Annotated in this window: 12 protein-coding genes; 1 reads left to right on the top strand and 11 read right to left on the bottom strand. The window is 74.9% G+C overall.

Annotated features, from left to right (window positions below):
- Nucleotides 1-52: 52 nt before the first annotated feature.
- Complete coding sequence (locus V6U89_RS23180) at nt 53-1033, bottom strand: helix-turn-helix transcriptional regulator (RefSeq protein WP_334573443.1); 981 nt, start codon at nt 1031-1033, stop codon at nt 53-55.
- Nucleotides 1034-1115: 82 nt separating this feature from the next.
- On the opposite strand from V6U89_RS23180, the gene V6U89_RS23175 reads away from it, so the two are divergent.
- The gene (locus tag V6U89_RS23175; protein WP_334573442.1) at nt 1116-1844 is read left to right on the top strand and encodes an alpha/beta fold hydrolase; all 729 of its coding nucleotides are present in this window, start codon (nt 1116-1118) and stop codon (nt 1842-1844) included.
- Nucleotides 1845-1863: 19 nt separating this feature from the next.
- On the opposite strand, the gene V6U89_RS23170 is transcribed toward V6U89_RS23175, so the two are convergent.
- The 10 genes from V6U89_RS23170 to V6U89_RS23125 form a co-directional block, all read right to left on the bottom strand.
- On the bottom strand, nt 1864-2370 hold the full coding sequence (locus tag V6U89_RS23170) for a shikimate kinase (RefSeq protein ID WP_334573441.1): 507 nt from the start codon (nt 2368-2370) through the stop codon (nt 1864-1866).
- 34 nt (nt 2371-2404) lie between these two features.
- Nucleotides 2405-3583 (bottom strand): chorismate synthase, encoded by a 1179-nt coding sequence (aroC, locus tag V6U89_RS23165; RefSeq protein ID WP_088962740.1) that lies wholly within the window; start codon nt 3581-3583, stop codon nt 2405-2407.
- A 100-nt stretch (nt 3584-3683) separates the two neighbouring features.
- On the bottom strand, nt 3684-4226 hold the full coding sequence (locus tag V6U89_RS23160) for a class I SAM-dependent methyltransferase (RefSeq protein ID WP_334573504.1): 543 nt from the start codon (nt 4224-4226) through the stop codon (nt 3684-3686).
- Nucleotides 4227-4393: 167 nt separating this feature from the next.
- The gene (locus V6U89_RS23155) at nt 4394-5278 is read right to left on the bottom strand and encodes a sulfotransferase domain-containing protein (protein WP_334573503.1); all 885 of its coding nucleotides are present in this window, start codon (nt 5276-5278) and stop codon (nt 4394-4396) included.
- A gap of 19 nt (nt 5279-5297) precedes the next feature.
- The gene (locus V6U89_RS23150; RefSeq protein ID WP_334573440.1) at nt 5298-6863 is read right to left on the bottom strand and encodes a lipopolysaccharide biosynthesis protein; all 1566 of its coding nucleotides are present in this window, start codon (nt 6861-6863) and stop codon (nt 5298-5300) included.
- Entirely contained in the window at nt 6860-8671 is a 1812-nt protein-coding gene (locus V6U89_RS23145) for an O-antigen ligase family protein (RefSeq protein ID WP_334573439.1), read from the bottom strand. Before V6U89_RS23145 ends, V6U89_RS23150 begins: the two co-directional genes overlap by 4 nt.
- A complete protein-coding gene (locus V6U89_RS23140; protein ID WP_334573438.1) occupies nt 8664-9605 on the bottom strand; it encodes a glycosyltransferase family 2 protein in 942 nt (313 codons plus the stop codon). The genes V6U89_RS23145 and V6U89_RS23140 overlap by 8 nt, the downstream gene beginning before the upstream one ends.
- The gene (locus V6U89_RS23135; protein ID WP_334573437.1) at nt 9598-11235 is read right to left on the bottom strand and encodes a Wzz/FepE/Etk N-terminal domain-containing protein; all 1638 of its coding nucleotides are present in this window, start codon (nt 11233-11235) and stop codon (nt 9598-9600) included. Before V6U89_RS23135 ends, V6U89_RS23140 begins: the two co-directional genes overlap by 8 nt.
- Before the next feature lie 188 nt (nt 11236-11423).
- On the bottom strand, nt 11424-13379 hold the full coding sequence (locus V6U89_RS23130; protein WP_442933974.1) for a delta-60 repeat domain-containing protein: 1956 nt from the start codon (nt 13377-13379) through the stop codon (nt 11424-11426).
- Between the two features lie 187 nt (nt 13380-13566).
- Nucleotides 13567-14508: a glycosyltransferase gene (locus tag V6U89_RS23125; RefSeq protein ID WP_334573436.1), complete on the bottom strand. Its 942-nt coding sequence runs from the start codon at nt 14506-14508 to the stop codon at nt 13567-13569.

Raw genomic sequence — 14508 nt, 5'->3', positions numbered from 1 at the left:
GGCGGCGCCACCGGTCCCGGCCGCCGCCGGCTTCGCCGCTTCCCGTCGTTCGTCAGGCGGACGGTGGGGCGGGCCCGGGCCGGTCGGCCCAGCCGGCCAGCCGGGTCGCGTGGGCGCGGACGGCGTCGCGCAGCGCGTCCGGCCGGAGCACGGTGAACGGCCAGCCGAGCCCGGCGAGCAGCTGCGCCATCCCGTCCAGGTGCTCGGCGCGGGTCCGCAGCAGCACCCCGTCGGCGGCCTCGGTCAGGTCGCCGACGCTGGGCGGGACGCGGCGTCGGGCGGTTACCAGATCGGTCTCCAGCAGCACCTCGACGGAGTGCGCGTACGGCACGCCGGCCAGCGAGCGGGTCACCTGGGCCACCGGGTCGAATTCGTCCGGCACGGCGAAGGTCTCCTGGTCGGTGCTGACCGCGCCGATCCGGTCCAGCCGGAAGGTGCGTACCTCGTTTCGGAGGTGGTCGTGACCGGTGACGTACCAGCGGCCGGCGTGGAAGACCAGCCCGTACGGGTCGAGCTGCCGCCGCGACGGGTCACCCCGCCAGGAGCGGTAGTCCAGCGTCACCCGCCGCCGCTGCCGAGCCGCCGCGCCGAGGGTGAGCAGCGTGCCGGTGGCCGGGCGCAGCGCTGGATCGGCGCGGCGCAGCGTGAAGCCGAGGTGGTCCTGGACGGCGGCGAGCCGCTCCGCGAGGGGAGCCGGCAGCACCCGCCGGATCTTGGCCAGGGCGGTGGCGGTGGCCGGCTCCTCGGTGCCCAGCCCCAGCCGTTCCGCCGCGACCAGGCCGAGCAGCACCGCGACCGCCTCGTCGTCGGTGAGCATCAGCGGCGGCAGCTTGTAGCCGGGACGCAGCCGGTAGCCGCCGTACCGGCCCCGCTCGGCGGTCACCGGAATGCCGAGGTCGACCAGGGTGGCGGCGTACCGGCGCACGGTGCGCTCGTCGACCCGCAGCCGGTCGGCCAGGTCGACACCGGTGAGCCGGTGGTGGCTCTGCAGCAGTTCGAGCATCGCGAGCACCCGGCCGGCGGGATGTGACACGGGCCACCTCGCAATACCGGGCGGGAACTGTCCGGATTCGAGCCTACGGTGTCCATGGACATCGAGACGAGGGAGGTTCGAGATGGCGACGTTCGTGCTGGTGCCGGGGTTCTGGTTGGGCGGCTGGGCGTGGCGGGAGGTGACCGCCGACCTGCGCGGGCGCGGCCACGACGTGTACGCGGTGACGCTGACCGGGGTGGCCGACCGGGCCCACCTGGCCGGCCCGGAGGTGGGCCTGGAGACGCACACCACCGACCTCACCGCGCTCATCGAGGCGGAGGAGCTGCGCGACGTGGTGCTGGTCGGGCACTCCGGCGGCGGGATGCCGGTGACCCAGGCGGCCGACCGGATGCCGGACCGGATCGCCCGGGTGGTCTACGTGGAGAGCGGGCCGCTGCCCGACGGCATGTCCCAGTTCGACGTCAACCCGCCGGAGGAGCAGGAGCGGCTGCGCGCGCGGATCGGCGACGGGCACCTGCTGCCGCCGCCGGCCTGGGAGCCGGCCGAGGACCCGCAGAACCTGGCTGGTCTGGACGACGGCGCGCTGACGCTGCTGCGGCGCCGGTCCACCGGACACCCGCTGGGCGCGGCGACCGACCCGGTGCGGCGTACCGGGGGGCGGCCGGTGCCGACCGCGCTGGTGGCGTGCACCTTCCCGGTGGAGGTGGCCGCCGCGATGATCGCCGAGGGTCACCCGTTCTTCGCCGGTCTCACCGGCGCCGAGCTGCACGGCCTGCCGACCGGTCACTGGCCGATGCTGAGCGAGCCGAAGGCCCTGGCCGACCTGCTCGACACCATCGCCCGGGGCTGACCGCCGGCAGCCGGTCGGGTCAGGGCTTGAGCAGGGCGACGATCTCGGCGGCCAGCTCCGGCGGGGTACGCCCGTCGGTCACCACCGTCGCGGTCGCCACCTCGGCGTAGAGCGGGCGGCGCTGGTCCATCAGGTGCTTGAGGGTGGCCCGCGGGTTGATCGCGAGCAGTGGCCGGCCGGCGCCGAGCCCGACCCGCTTCACCGCGTCGGGCAGCTCCACCGACAGGTGCACCACGGTGTGCCCGACCAGCGCGGCGCGGTTCTCCTCGGCGAGGACCGCGCCGCCGCCGAGGGCGAGCACCCCGCCGTGCGAGGCCAGCGCCGCCGCCACCGCCGCCCGTTCGAGGGTACGGAAGTGCGCCTCCCCCTCGTCGATGAAGATCTCCGGGATCGGCTTGCCGGCCATCCGCTCGATGTCGGCGTCGGTGTCCCGGAAGTCGACCCCGAGCAGCGCCGCCAGCTCCTCGCCGACGGTGGTCTTGCCGGAGCCGGGCGCCCCGACCAGCACGCAGAGCGGCTTCGTCACCGGAGCACGCTCCGTCCCGCCGCCGCCCGGCCGGTCACCGGATCACCAGCGCGTCGAGGTATCCGGCGAGGTTGCGGCGGATCTCCGCCACCGAGTCGCCGCCGAACTTCTCGGTGGCCGCCTCGGCCAGCACCAGCGCCACCATCGCCTCGGCGACCACGGCGGCGGCCGGCACGGCGCAGACGTCGGAGCGCTGGTTGATGGCGGTGGCCGGTTCGCCGGTGGTCACGTCGACCGTGGCCAGCGCCCGGTTCAGCGAGGAGATCGGCTTCATCGCGGCCTTCACCCGCAGCGGCTCACCGGTGGTGATGCCGCCCTCCAGGCCGCCGGCCCGGTCGGTGACCCGGCGGACGCCGGTGGCGGTGGGCATGATCTCGTCGTGCGCCTCGGAGCCGCGGGAGCGGGCCTGCTGCCAGCCGTCGCCGATCTCCACGCCCTTGATGGCCTGGATGGACATCAGCGCGGTGGCCAGCCGGGCGTCGAGCTTGCGGTCCCACTGCACGTGGCTGCCCAGGCCCGGCGGCACCCCGTACGCCAGCACCTCGACCACGCCGCCGAGCGTGTCGGCGGCCTTCTTCGCGGCGTCGACCTCGGCGACCATCCGGGCGCTCGCCTCCGGGTCCAGGCAGCGCAGCGGGTCGGCGTCGATCCGCTCGGCGTCCTCCGGGCGGGGCCGCAGGCCCGGCTTGGCGGCGACCGGGCCGAGCTCCACCACGTGCGAGACGATCTCGATGCCGAGGGCCTGCTTCACCAGCGCCTTGGCCACCGTGCCGACGGCCACCCGCGCGGCGGTCTCCCGCGCGCTGGCCCGCTCCAGGATCGGCCGCGCGTCGGTGTGGCCGTACTTCTGCATGCCGGCCAGGTCGGCGTGGCCGGGCCGGGGGCGGGTCAGCGGGGCGTTGCGGGCCTGCCTGGCCAGCTCGTCGGGGTCCACCGGGTCGGCGGCCATCACGGTCTGCCACTTCGGCCACTCGGAGTTGCCGACCCGGATGGCGACCGGGCTGCCCAGCGTGACGCCGTGCCGCAGGCCGCCGATGACCTCGACCTCGTCCCGCTCGAACGACATCCGGGCGCCCCGGCCGTAGCCGAGCCGGCGCCGGGCCAGCTCGTCGGAGATCTCCCGGGTGGTCACCTCGATCCCGGCGGGCACCCCCTCGAGCATCGCGACGAGGGCGGGTCCGTGGGATTCACCTGCAGTCAGCCAGCGCAACACAGCGCTCAGTCTGTCACGGTCGGTCGCCGCCCCGGCGTGCCGCCCGGCGCGTCCCGCCCTGCGGACGCGGACGTCCGCCGGGCGGGTCACCGGTGGCCGGTCAGGCCGTCCGGACCGCGATGATCGACTTGGTCAGGCCGAGCATCCGCTCGGCCCGGATGGTCGAGTCGGGGAAGAGGTAGCGCATCTCGGCCCGACCGATCAGCTCGGTGGTGAGCACCTGCTTCATGGCCTGGTCCCAGGACTTGCCCGGGGTGTAGGCCAGCGGCCACTTGCGGGCCACCGCCACCCGGGCCGGCACCGGCAGGAACTGCATGCCGGGCGCCACCCAGTGCGGCTCCACCGGGAAGTACCGGTACGGGGTCTGCACCCAGTGCCGGGGGGCGAGGGTCCGGATCGCCTCGGCCATCCGGCGGCGCCGCTCGTGCCCGCCCACGTGCTCCAGCACGCTGTTGCTGAACACCAGGTCGTAGCGGCGGCTCAGGATGGCCGGGGGCAGCTCGCAGGCGTCGGCGTGGTCGGCCTCCACCCAGTCGGGCAGCTCCGCCGGCAGCGGCTCCAGGTTGACCACGTGCACGTGCTTCGGGCGTACCGGCGCCGTCGACCAGCTGTCGACCCGGCCGCCGAGGTCGAGCACGGACATCCGGGCGAGGTCGGGGAACGTCTCCGACAGCCAGAGCGCCCGCTTCGCCCGGCGCTTCGCGCCGTACGAGTCCGGGGAGTCGACCAGGCGGAAGCGCAGCGCGTTCAGGGAACTCCGGGGGCGTGCCGTCGGGTTGTCGTCGTTGGTCCGGGTCCCGCTCGCCACGGTCAGCTCCCCCAGTCGAAGGTCATGCCCAGCCGGCCGGCCAGGGCCTCGTTGTACGGCGCGTAGTACCGGGTCAGCTCGTCGCGGACCGACCGGTCCATCGCGCTGCTGCGCCGGTCGTTGAAGACCTCGTACCGGTCGAGCTGGTGGGCCGGCAGGCCCAGGAAGTCCAGCACCTGGGCGTAGGTGGCGGCGGGCTCGCGGTACAGCGTCTCGCTGGGCAGGATCAGCAACTGCCCGCGGTCGAAGCGGTCCAGCCACGGCTCCAGGTGCTCCAGGTAGCGGCCCCGGGCCCGGTAGGTGTACCAGTCGTAGGCGGTGCTGACGTACGTCGGGTCGGCGAGCAGCTTCTCCCGCTCCCCCGCCGTCCGCTCCTCCTCCCGGGCCAGCGCCTCGGCGAAGTCCAGCGGCTCCACGCCCTCGGTCCGCCGTTCCTTCCAGTGCGAGTACGCCCGCTCCACCGGGTCGCGCAGCAGCACGATCAGCTTCACGGCGGGGATCAGGTCCGCCACCCGCCCCGGCGACTGGGGGTGGAACATGTACAGCGGCGCGGCCTCCCCCACCCGGGTCGGGCCGCCGTGCCGGCGTTCCAGCGCCCGCCGCTGCCGCAGGGTCGGAAAGTGCGAGCGGTACCAGGTCTCGCCTCGGGCGAAGGTGTCCTCGAAGTAGTGCGAGGTCTTGGTGTTCCACGCCGGGAAGAGCCGGGGCACCAGCGGATGCTCCAGCAGGTAGCGCCAGAGCGAGGTGGTGCCGCCGCGCTTGGTGCCGATGATGAGGAAGTCCGGCAGCGGGCGCCGGTCGCTGGTGCGCTCCCCGTAGCGGACCAGCGAGGTGCGCACCCCGGTCCGCACCGGGGCCGGCACCAGCGCCTTGACCCTGTCCCGCATCGTCATCTCGTCCTCCTCGTCAGCTCGGCCCGCGGCCGAGCAGGGTCGGCGCCGTCGCCCGCGCCCGTCGGCGTACCCCCGGATGCAGCAGCAGCGCGACGCCGAGCAGCACCGCGACCCCGAGGGTGAGGAACAGGCCGGCCACGCCCCGGCCGGCGACGGCCGCGCCGGCCGTGGCCAGCACGGCGGTGGCGCTGCCGGCGGCGGCCGCGGCGCGCAGCACCGAGCGGGTGATCAGCGCCTCGCCGACCACTCGGCGGGCGGCCACCGTCGCGATGACGTTCTCCGCCACGATGCCGACCGTCCAGGCCACCGCCGCGCCGAGCGCCCCGTGCGGCGGGATCAGCAGCACGGCCAGCGCCACGTTGAGCAGCAGCCCGGTGGCGGCGGCCAGCAGGTGCCGCCCGCTGCTGCCGCTCATCAGCAGCAGCGTCTGCACGATCCCGGTCCCGGAGTTGACCATCATCGCCCCGGCGAGCACGACCATGGCGGCGGCGCCGGCGGTGAACTCCGCGCCGAACAGCCGCAGGAAACCGGGCGCGAAGACCGCCAGCAGCAGGTAGCCGGGCCAGGAGAACGCGATGATCACCGCGGTGATCCGCCGGTAGACCAGGGCCGCCTCGCCGGTACGCCCCTGGCCGAGCAGCCGGGACAACTGGGGCGCGACGGCCACCCGCAGGCCCTGCATGATCAGCAGGCCCGCCAGGGCGTAGCGGCCGACCGCGCCGATGATGCCGGCCTCGGCCTGGTCGGCGAGCGCGGCGGTGAGCAGCACCGTCAGCCACATGCTGCTGGCGTCGATGGTCGCCGAGGCGGCCCGGGGCAGCGCGAAGCCCCACAGCGTCCGCCAGTCCGCGCCGACCGGGCGCAGCGTGGCGCCGGCCCCCAGGCCGAGCGGCCGGGCCAGCAGCGCCACGCAGACCAGCACGGCCACGGCGATCGGGGCGAGCCAGCCGGCGAAGGCCACCGTCACCCCCGCGCCGGCGAGCAGCGCCGCCGACACCAGGGCCGGGCGGGCCGCCGGCACGAAGACGTACTGCACCGCCACCAGGGCGGCGACCGGGCGCACGGCCCGCACGGCGGCCAGCAGCACCGTGGTCGCCACCACGAACGGCAGGCCGGCGAAGGCCAGCCGGAGCAGGCCGGCGCCCTCGCGCGTGCCCGGGTCGAACAGCACCGGCGCGAGCGCCCCGGAGAGGGCCACGCCGGTCATCGCCACGACCACGGTGAACAGCAGCGCGGGGAGCAGGGCGACGGGCAGCAGCCGGGCGGCGTCACCGTCGCGACCCGTCCGGCGTCGAGGCAGGGCCCAGACCAGCGCGGTGTCGGCGCCGGCGCAGCAGAGCACGCCCATGATCGCTACCACGCCGATCGCGGTGAACATCGCGCCGGAACCGGCCGGCCCCAACCCGCGGACGATCACCACGGTCAGTACGAAGCCCAGCAGTCCGTTGACCGCCGCGCCGGCCAGCCCGATCATCCCGCTGCGCGTGCTGCGGCGTACCTCCCGCTCGCCGGCCGACCCACCGGCGTCCGCGACGGCCGTGGCGGCCGCGCCGGTCGGCCGCGTACCCCGATCGGTCATGCCGTCCCTCCCTGGCGTGGCGCGTCCGCGACCGGCCGGTCCGGGTCGGCCGCCGGCGGCCCGGCCGCCTCGGATGCCGCCGGGACGGTCGGGGCCGGCGCGGGAGGCGGGGTGGTCGCGGCCCGGGGCGCGGGCACGGCGGTGCCGGCCGTCGTAGCCGGCGCAGGAGGCGGGGCGGTCGCGGCCCGGGGCGCGGGCACGGCGCTCGTGGCGTCCGCCGCCGTCGACGGTGCGGCGGTCGACGCGGGCGGGGCGGTCGCGGATCGCGGCGCCGGCACGACCGGCGCGGCGCTCGGGCCCGGGACCGGCGCGGGAGGGGTGGCCGGCGCGGATCGCGGCGCCGGGACGACCGGCGCGCCGCTCGGGGCCGGGACGGCCGGCGCGGAAAGCGGAGCCAGCGGTTCCGGCATGCGCAGCGGGACGGCGGCCACCCCCGTCGCCGGCTGCGGCGCGGGCGGGGGTACCGGCGGCGCGGGCACGGAAGCCCGGCCGACCCCCCGGGTACGCCAGGGTGCGAGCGGCACCGGTTGGGCCATGGTGGACGGGCCGGTCGACGCCCGGTTGACCGGCCCGCCGACCGCCGCCAACCCCGCCCCGACCGCGAAGAAGATCACCGACAGGTTCGGGTCGATGTAGGCGTAGACCGGGATGACCACCAGCGCGATCACCGGAACGGTGCTCAGCCAGTGCCCGGCCGGCGAGACCGCGGCGGCCAGCCGCCGGGCCACCAGCACCAGCCAGCCGAGGAAGACCACCAGCGCGGGGATGCCGTGGCTGTACAGGATCTGCCAGATGAGGCCCTGGGTGCCCAGCGGCTCCTCGGCGAGGGTGGTGTCCACGCTCTTCGGCGCGCCGTACCCGAGCAGCGGCGAGCGTTCGACCGCCTGCCAGGTCCGCACGTACAGGTCCATCCGGTCGACGTTGGTGTCGGTGCTGCTGACCCGGGCGTCGATCATCTCCTGCACCGGGACGACCAGGCTGACCACCCAGACCAGCACGACCAGCCCACCGATCGAGACGATCAGCCGGGCGTTGCCCCGGACCAGGGCGCGCAGGCCCAGGTAGAGCAGGCCGGCGCCGAGGCCGAGGAACATGCCCCGGTTGAGCGTCAGGAACGCCGGCACCACCGACAGCGGCAGCGACACCCACAGCGCCACCCGGAACCGCCCGGTACGCACCGAGGTCAGGTACGCCAGCACGCAGGGCACCAGCAACGCGTACGCGGTGCCCCAGTTGTTGGTGTACGGGTACGGCGCCGCGGTGCGGTAGATCGGGGTGCGCGACTGCGGGTTGAACTCGTTGGCCCGGACGTGGGTCAGCGCCTGGATGAACCGCTCCCCCGAGATGCTGTGCGGCAGGGCCATCTCCACCGGGGTGGTCAGGGCGAAGGTGGGCATCAGCACGGCCAGCCAGCCCAGCGCCACCACCCCCAGCCAGTACCAGCCCAGCGGACGCAGCACCCGGTCCCACCGAGCGCCCTCGCGGACCAGGGTGTGCACGTACACGCAGACCACCAGTGCGGTCGCCAGGAAGCCGAAGCGCAGCCCGAAGGTGAGGTAGGCGGTGACCCGGTCCAGCCGGGTGGCGCTGAGCAGCACCAGGGTGAGGAAGACCAGCCAGCCGGCGCTGCCGGGAGGCAGCGCGACCCGGCCGCGGGTGACCAGCAGGGCGAGCAGCACCACCCCGAAGACCGACCAGCCGAGGTAGAACGCGCCCAGCGCCCACCAGAGCGGCACCAGGGCGAACATGGCCGTCAGCGGCCAGACGGGCAGCGGCGGCGCGGTCGCCCCGGGCCGCCGGTCAGACACCCCGGCCCCGGCGCTGGGCCAACCGGAGCACCCGCTCCCCGGAGAGCAGGCCGAGCACCACCGGCACGGTCACCAGCACCCGCTTCTCGCGGGGGTTGAGCCGGACCACCCGGCCCAGCTCGCGCAGCGCCTCCCGGCGCCGCCGCCCGGAGGCGAGCGCGAAGGCGATCTGGCCGTGCAGGCGGGCCAGCCCGGTCCGGCTGCCGGCCAGCTCGGGGTGCTTGGCGAGCAGGTAGCGGGTGGCGTCGACGATCATCGCCCAGCGGCCGAAGAAGAACGACCCGCCGTGCCAGTCCACCACCACCAGCACCTCCGGCACGATCACCACCGGGCCGTGCGCGGCCACCCGCAGCAGCCACTCGTAGTCCTCGCCGTAGCCGCCCGGCAGCTCCTCGTCGACCGGGCCGACCGCGTCCCAGGTGGACCGCCGGACCAGGATGGTGCTGGAGTGCACCTCCATCACCCGGTCCTCGACGAAGTCGGGCAGGCCGACCTCGGCGGTGTCCAGTCGCCGCTCCTTGGCGATGCCCGGGCCCTCCAGCCGGATGCCGCAGCTCGCGGCGGCGGCGTCGGGGCGGGCCGCCAGCAGCTCCACCTGCCGGGCGAGCTTGGTCGGCAGCCAGAAGTCGTCGTCGTCGCAGAACGCGATGAGGTCGCTGGTCGCCTCGTCCACGCCGGCGTTGCGGCCGCCGGGCAGTCCGCGCCGGTGCGTGTTGGTGACGTACCGCAGGGTGCGCCCGGCCGGCACGGCCAGGTCGAGCGGGCGGATCTCGGTGTGGTCGTACACCACCAGGCACTCGACCGGCCCGGGGTAGTCCTGGTCGAGCACCGCCCGGACGGCCCGCTCCAGCAGCCCCGGCCGGTCCCGGGTGGCCACCACCACGGTCACCGGCGGGTACGCCGCTGCGGCGCCCGGCTGGTCGCGGTCAGTCACGGCCGTCTCCCGTCAGCACGAATCCGACCGGCTCCACCCCGACGGCGCGCAGCCGGTCCACCAGCTGGGTCAGCTGAGAAGTCCGGGTCCGGTCCCGGGCCGCGACCAGCAGCGCCCGGCCCTCCCGGGCGGCCCGGACCCCGCGCTCGTCGTGCAGCGCGGGCGGCGCGTCCAGCACGGTGAGCCCCTCCGAGGCGGCGCCGTCCAGGTCGACGAGGCGGACCTTGCCGGTGCCGATGCGCAGCTCCTGGCCGTCGGTCGCCGCGCCGGCGGCAGCCGGCCGGGCGGTCGGGATGATCTCCGTCTTGTCCTCTCCGGTGGTGGTGGAACGGTAGACCGCGCCGTTCTTCGCCTCGGCGGAGGTGGGGAACGGTCGGGGCTTGCGGACCGCCGGGATCACGGCGGTGTCCTCCGGCCCGGCGGCGCCCGTCGTCGCCGGGGTGGTGGCGGGCACCGGGCGGGGACGGGGCAGCGGGCGGGAACGGGCCGGCTCCACCGGCGGGTTGCGGCGCTGCGCGTCCAGCATCAGCGGACGGATCCGGTCCAGGCTCTCCGGCGTGACGCCGAGGCGTACGTCGTGCCCGGCGGTGGCCAGCACCGCGGCGAGCCCGGCGGTGATCTGCTCGCGGCCCTCGTCGGTCGCCGAGGAGAGCACCACCAGCGGGGTCCGCTGGGGCCCGTCGACCCAGCGGCCCAGGGCCAGCACGAGGTAGCGCAGGTCCGACTCGTCCGGCTGCCCGCCCCGGCGGCAGTGCACCGTGCCGAGCAGCGGCGCGCCGATCGTCGCGGCGGCCTCGGCGGCGGTGCGCACCCGGCGGTCCAGGGACTCCCGGACGAAGGCCACCAGCCCGCCGAGGAGCAGCCCGCCGAGCAGGCCGGCGACCAGGAGCAGCGGCGCCGCGTCCCGGCTGGAGGGCACCGGGGTACGGGCGGCGCTGGTCACCGAGCCGGGGCTCAGGTCGGCGGAGGCCACCTTGGACCGCTGTTCGGCGAGGGTGGCGAGCTGGTCGTTGAGCGCCCGCAGCTGGTCCAGCAGGGCGCTGGTGCGCGGGGACGGGTTGCTGGAGCTCTGGTTGGCCGGCAGTGACCGCTGCGTCGTCGTGCGCTGGGCGGTGACCAGGTCGATCGTGTCGTCGTACGACTTGAGCACCGCGGCGCGCTGGTTCTCGTACATGCCCTTGCGCAGTTCCAGGTACGACTCGGCGGCGCCGTTCGCGCCGTCCACCGCCTCCCGCTCGCTGTGCCCGGCGTAGCTGAAGCGCATCACCTGCCCACCGACCGGGGTCTCCACCTCCAGGGCGTCGGCCACCTCCTTGGTGTCCCGCCCGGTGATGCCGGCGACCTTGTCGATGACGTCGTTGCTGGTGGCGATCCCGCTCTCGGCCGTCATGTTCACCGCGCGGTCGGCGCCGCCGGACGGCACCGAGAACGGGTCGGTCACCACCGGCCGGACCACCACGGCCGTGGTCGCGGTGTAGGTGGCCGGCAGCACGAACAGGTAGGCCAGCACGGCCGCCAGCACCAGCGCCGCGGAGGCGAGCACGATCCGCCACCGCCGCAGCGGGATGCGGGCCAGCTCGACGAGGCCGACCGGGCGTTGCCGGGCGGAAGCGACGTCGGTCACGTCCATCAGGTCAGGTCCTTGCGCGATGAGGAAGGGGTGGCCGGCACCGGCCGGGTGACGACCGCGCCGGGCCGGTGGGTCGTCTCATTGTCGCCGACCGTTCACCCGCGGTCGACAGCCGACCGGCCCCCTGCGGTACGGGCGGTCCGCCGGTGTCACGGGGACACCGGCGGACCGCCCGGAACCGGATCGGGTCAGGAGGTGGCGAAGAACAGCGTCCGGCTGGACCAGTTCACGCCGGCCGAGGCGGGCGCGAGTTGGACCGAGGCGGTGCCGTCGACGGCCGTCTCGTCGAACGGGACGGCCCGCAGCGAACCGTCGGTGTTGCCGTACACGATCTTGCCGTTCACCCAGGCCATGCCCCGGACGTTGCCCCAGGCGAGGTTCAGGCTGGGCAGCGTGAACTCGGTGCAGCCGACGATGTAGCCGTCCGGCTCCAGGTAGCGGTAGAACAGCTTGTTCGTACCGGCCTTGGTGTAGTACATCCGGCCGTCGAGGTAGAACGCCCCGCTCATGGTGGCGGCCTTGAACCAGTTGTTGTAGCCGCTGCTGATCCAGGGCGCGCCCACCGAGCCGCCCGAGAAGATCGACACGTCCAGGTAGCTGCCGTTCGGCGCGCTCGCGTCGGTCTTCGACCAGTAGAGCTTGTTGCCGACGGAGAACGCCGCGCCCGCCGCGGTGAGGTTCGGCTGGCTGCTGGCCACCGGGGTGCCCAGGGTGGTGCCGTCGAACGGCACCTTGGTGGCCTGGCCGTCGGCGGTGCCGACGTAGAGGTAGCCCGAAGCGGCCGACGGCGCGTTGACCGCCGGGATCGTCCGGCCACCCGCCAGCGGGAACAGCCCCATCCGGCCGTGGTACTCGTTGCCGAGCCCGTCGTTGTCGAAGCCGGCGAGCAGGCCGTTGCTGCCCCGCCACAGCTCCCACAGGATGGGGCCCCAGTCGGTGGTGCCGGCCGGCGCGCCCGAGCGGGTCGGGTTCCACACCAGCGGCAGGCCGTTGATCGGGTCCAGCGCGCCCAGGCCGAACCGGTTGATCGCCCCGGCGCCGGCCGAGTCGTTGCCGTTGGCGTTGTTCAGCCAGCGGAAGTGCCCGCCGACGTAGACCACGTTGTCGGCCACCTCGACCGAGGTCACCGAGTCGGTGCCGGTGTAGTTGACCCAGGTGCCGTCGATGGCGGCGCCCCGGGTCGCGGTCTCGAACCGGGCGATCGCGTCGCAGTACGCCCCGTCGGCCCGGCCGCCGTCCGCGATGATCACGAAGTATCTGCCGTCGTCGGAGAAGTCGACGTCACGGGCGTAGAACGGGAAGCCGTTGTAGCAGGGCGCCACGTACCGCTGGGTGCTCCAGTTGGCGACGGCCGGCGTGCCGGTCAGGTTCTCGACGACCACCACCTGGTTGCGCGCCTGCCCGTTGACCTGGGTGAAGTTGCCCACCGCGACCAGGGTTCTGCCGTCCGGCGCGACGGCGAGGCCCCAGACCAGCTCGGCGCTGCTGCGCGCGACGCTGGCGTCGATCTGGAAGGTCGGGTCGATGGCGCCGGTGGTGGCGTCCAGCCGGGCCAGCAGCGAGTGCTGGGTGCCGTTGACCCAGTGGAAGGCCCCGGCGATGTAGAGCTTGTTGCCGAGCACGACGGTGCGCCGGACGAGTCCGCCGTCGCTGCGGCCGACCCAGGAGGCGACGGTGGCGCCGGTGGTCGGGTCCAGCTCGACCAGGTTCTTGCGGGCCACGCCGTTGACCGTGCCGAACGCGCCGCCGACGATGAGCTTGCCGTCCGGGCTGGCGGCCAGCGCGTGCACCGCGCCGTCCAGCACGGGCGCGAACCCGGCCTTCAGCGCCCCGCTGACCCGGTCGTACGCGAACAGGTAGCTGCGGGCCGTCCAGCTCGCGTCGCCGGCCGCCTTGATCGAGGTGAACGAGCCACCGACGTAGACCGTGGTGCCAATCTCGGCGAAGGCCTTCACGTCGCCGTTCTGCGCGTGCGGGATGTTGTCGGCCGGGTTCGCCGAGGTGAGGGTCATGGGCACCGGCGGCAGGCCGTCCGCCTGGGCGGGTGCCGCCAGCAGGCCGACGGCCAGCACCGCCGCGGCGAGCGCGGCGAGCCACCGCCGCAGCGCCGGCCCCCGGCGCGATCGAGACGACGTTCTGAGCAGCACGGGCGCCCCCAATGATGAAGTGAGATCCTGCGTAGCTTGCTGTGTTCCGATTTGTCGCACCATCAACCGACCGGTCCGCTCCGACGGCGGCTCGGTCCGGTCCCGTCGTCCGGGTCGCGGCGGCACCGCCCACGGTGGACGAGGATCGCGCCTCGACCGGTGGACGTCCCGACCGGGCCGGGCGTCACGTCGTCCACCGGAACGGAGCCGGCGCGCCGCTCGCGCCGACCGTCCACGATGCCGCCTCGGCCAGGTCGTCGACGGTGATCTCGTCGGCCTCCCGGGCCAGCACCAACCCGCGGCGGTCCAGTTCGCGGGCCATCGCGACCTGGTGGTCGTCGACGTGCTCGCCGTGCCGGCGCCGACGGGGCACGTAGACCGCGCGGTGCCCGGCGCGCATCGCGGCCAGCGCCGAGCCGACCCCGGCGTGCGTGACGACTACGTCCGCCTCCCGCATGGCCTGCTGCATCTCGGCGTACGGCACCTGGCGGCGGGCGCCGGCGGGCATCTTCGGAACGACCGTCGAGCCGACCTGCCACAGGACCTCCGCCTCCGGCGGAAGGACGTCGACCAGGCGACGCAGCAGCCGGTGGAACCCGAACCGGTCGTGGGTGCCGAGAGCGACCACGATCCGCGACACCGGTCGAGGCGTCGTCCGCCGGGTGGCGAGGTAGGTGTCGAAGATGGAGCCGCCGTAGGTCCACCGGCCGGCGGCCCAGCCCGGGTACTGGGTGTAGAGCCGGGTACGGGGCACCCGGGCGACCAGCCGTCCGGTGAGCGAGGGCCCCTCGGTGCGGGTGGCGCTCTCGATGTAGTGGCAGGCCACGCCGTGGCGGACGGCGGGCAGGAAGAACGACATGGCCACGCTGGCGCCGGTGCTGATCACCTGCCGGAACCGTCCGCCGCCGAGCACCCGGCGGGCCGCGAGCAGGTCGCGCAGGGCGCCCACCGCGTCCCGGGTGGTGGCCGGCGGCACGTGGATGACCTCCTGGCCGTCGAGCAGCGACCGGCTCTGCGGCGAGTCGAAGGTGGCCCAGACGCAGTCGTCCTGCACACCGAGCCGGGGGGCCAGGTCGTGCAGTTCGGCGAGGTGTCCACCGGTGGAGGCGACGAGAAGGGTGGTCAC

Origin of the sequence: Micromonospora sp. CPCC 206171, assembly GCF_036906755.1 — a bacterium.
GTDB classification, from domain to species: domain Bacteria; phylum Actinomycetota; class Actinomycetes; order Mycobacteriales; family Micromonosporaceae; genus Micromonospora; species Micromonospora purpureochromogenes.
The sequence above is the reverse complement of the archived record's forward strand: the minus strand, read 5'-3'. Positions and strand labels throughout refer to the sequence as shown.

Bases quoted from the DNA above. Each gene is read 5' to 3' on its own strand.
- V6U89_RS23155 (WP_334573503.1), bottom strand. From the start codon at position 5,278: ATGCGGGACAGGGTCAAGGCGCTGGTGCCGGCCCCGGTGCGGACCGGG.
- V6U89_RS23160 (WP_334573504.1), bottom strand. From the start codon at position 4,226: ATGTCCGTGCTCGACCTCGGCGGCCGGGTCGACAGCTGGTCGACGGCG.
- V6U89_RS23135 (WP_334573437.1), bottom strand. From the start codon at position 11,235: ATGGACGTGACCGACGTCGCTTCCGCCCGGCAACGCCCGGTCGGCCTC.
- V6U89_RS23150 (WP_334573440.1), bottom strand. From the start codon at position 6,863: ATGACCGATCGGGGTACGCGGCCGACCGGCGCGGCCGCCACGGCCGTC.
- V6U89_RS23175 (WP_334573442.1), top strand. From the start codon at position 1,116: ATGGCGACGTTCGTGCTGGTGCCGGGGTTCTGGTTGGGCGGCTGGGCG.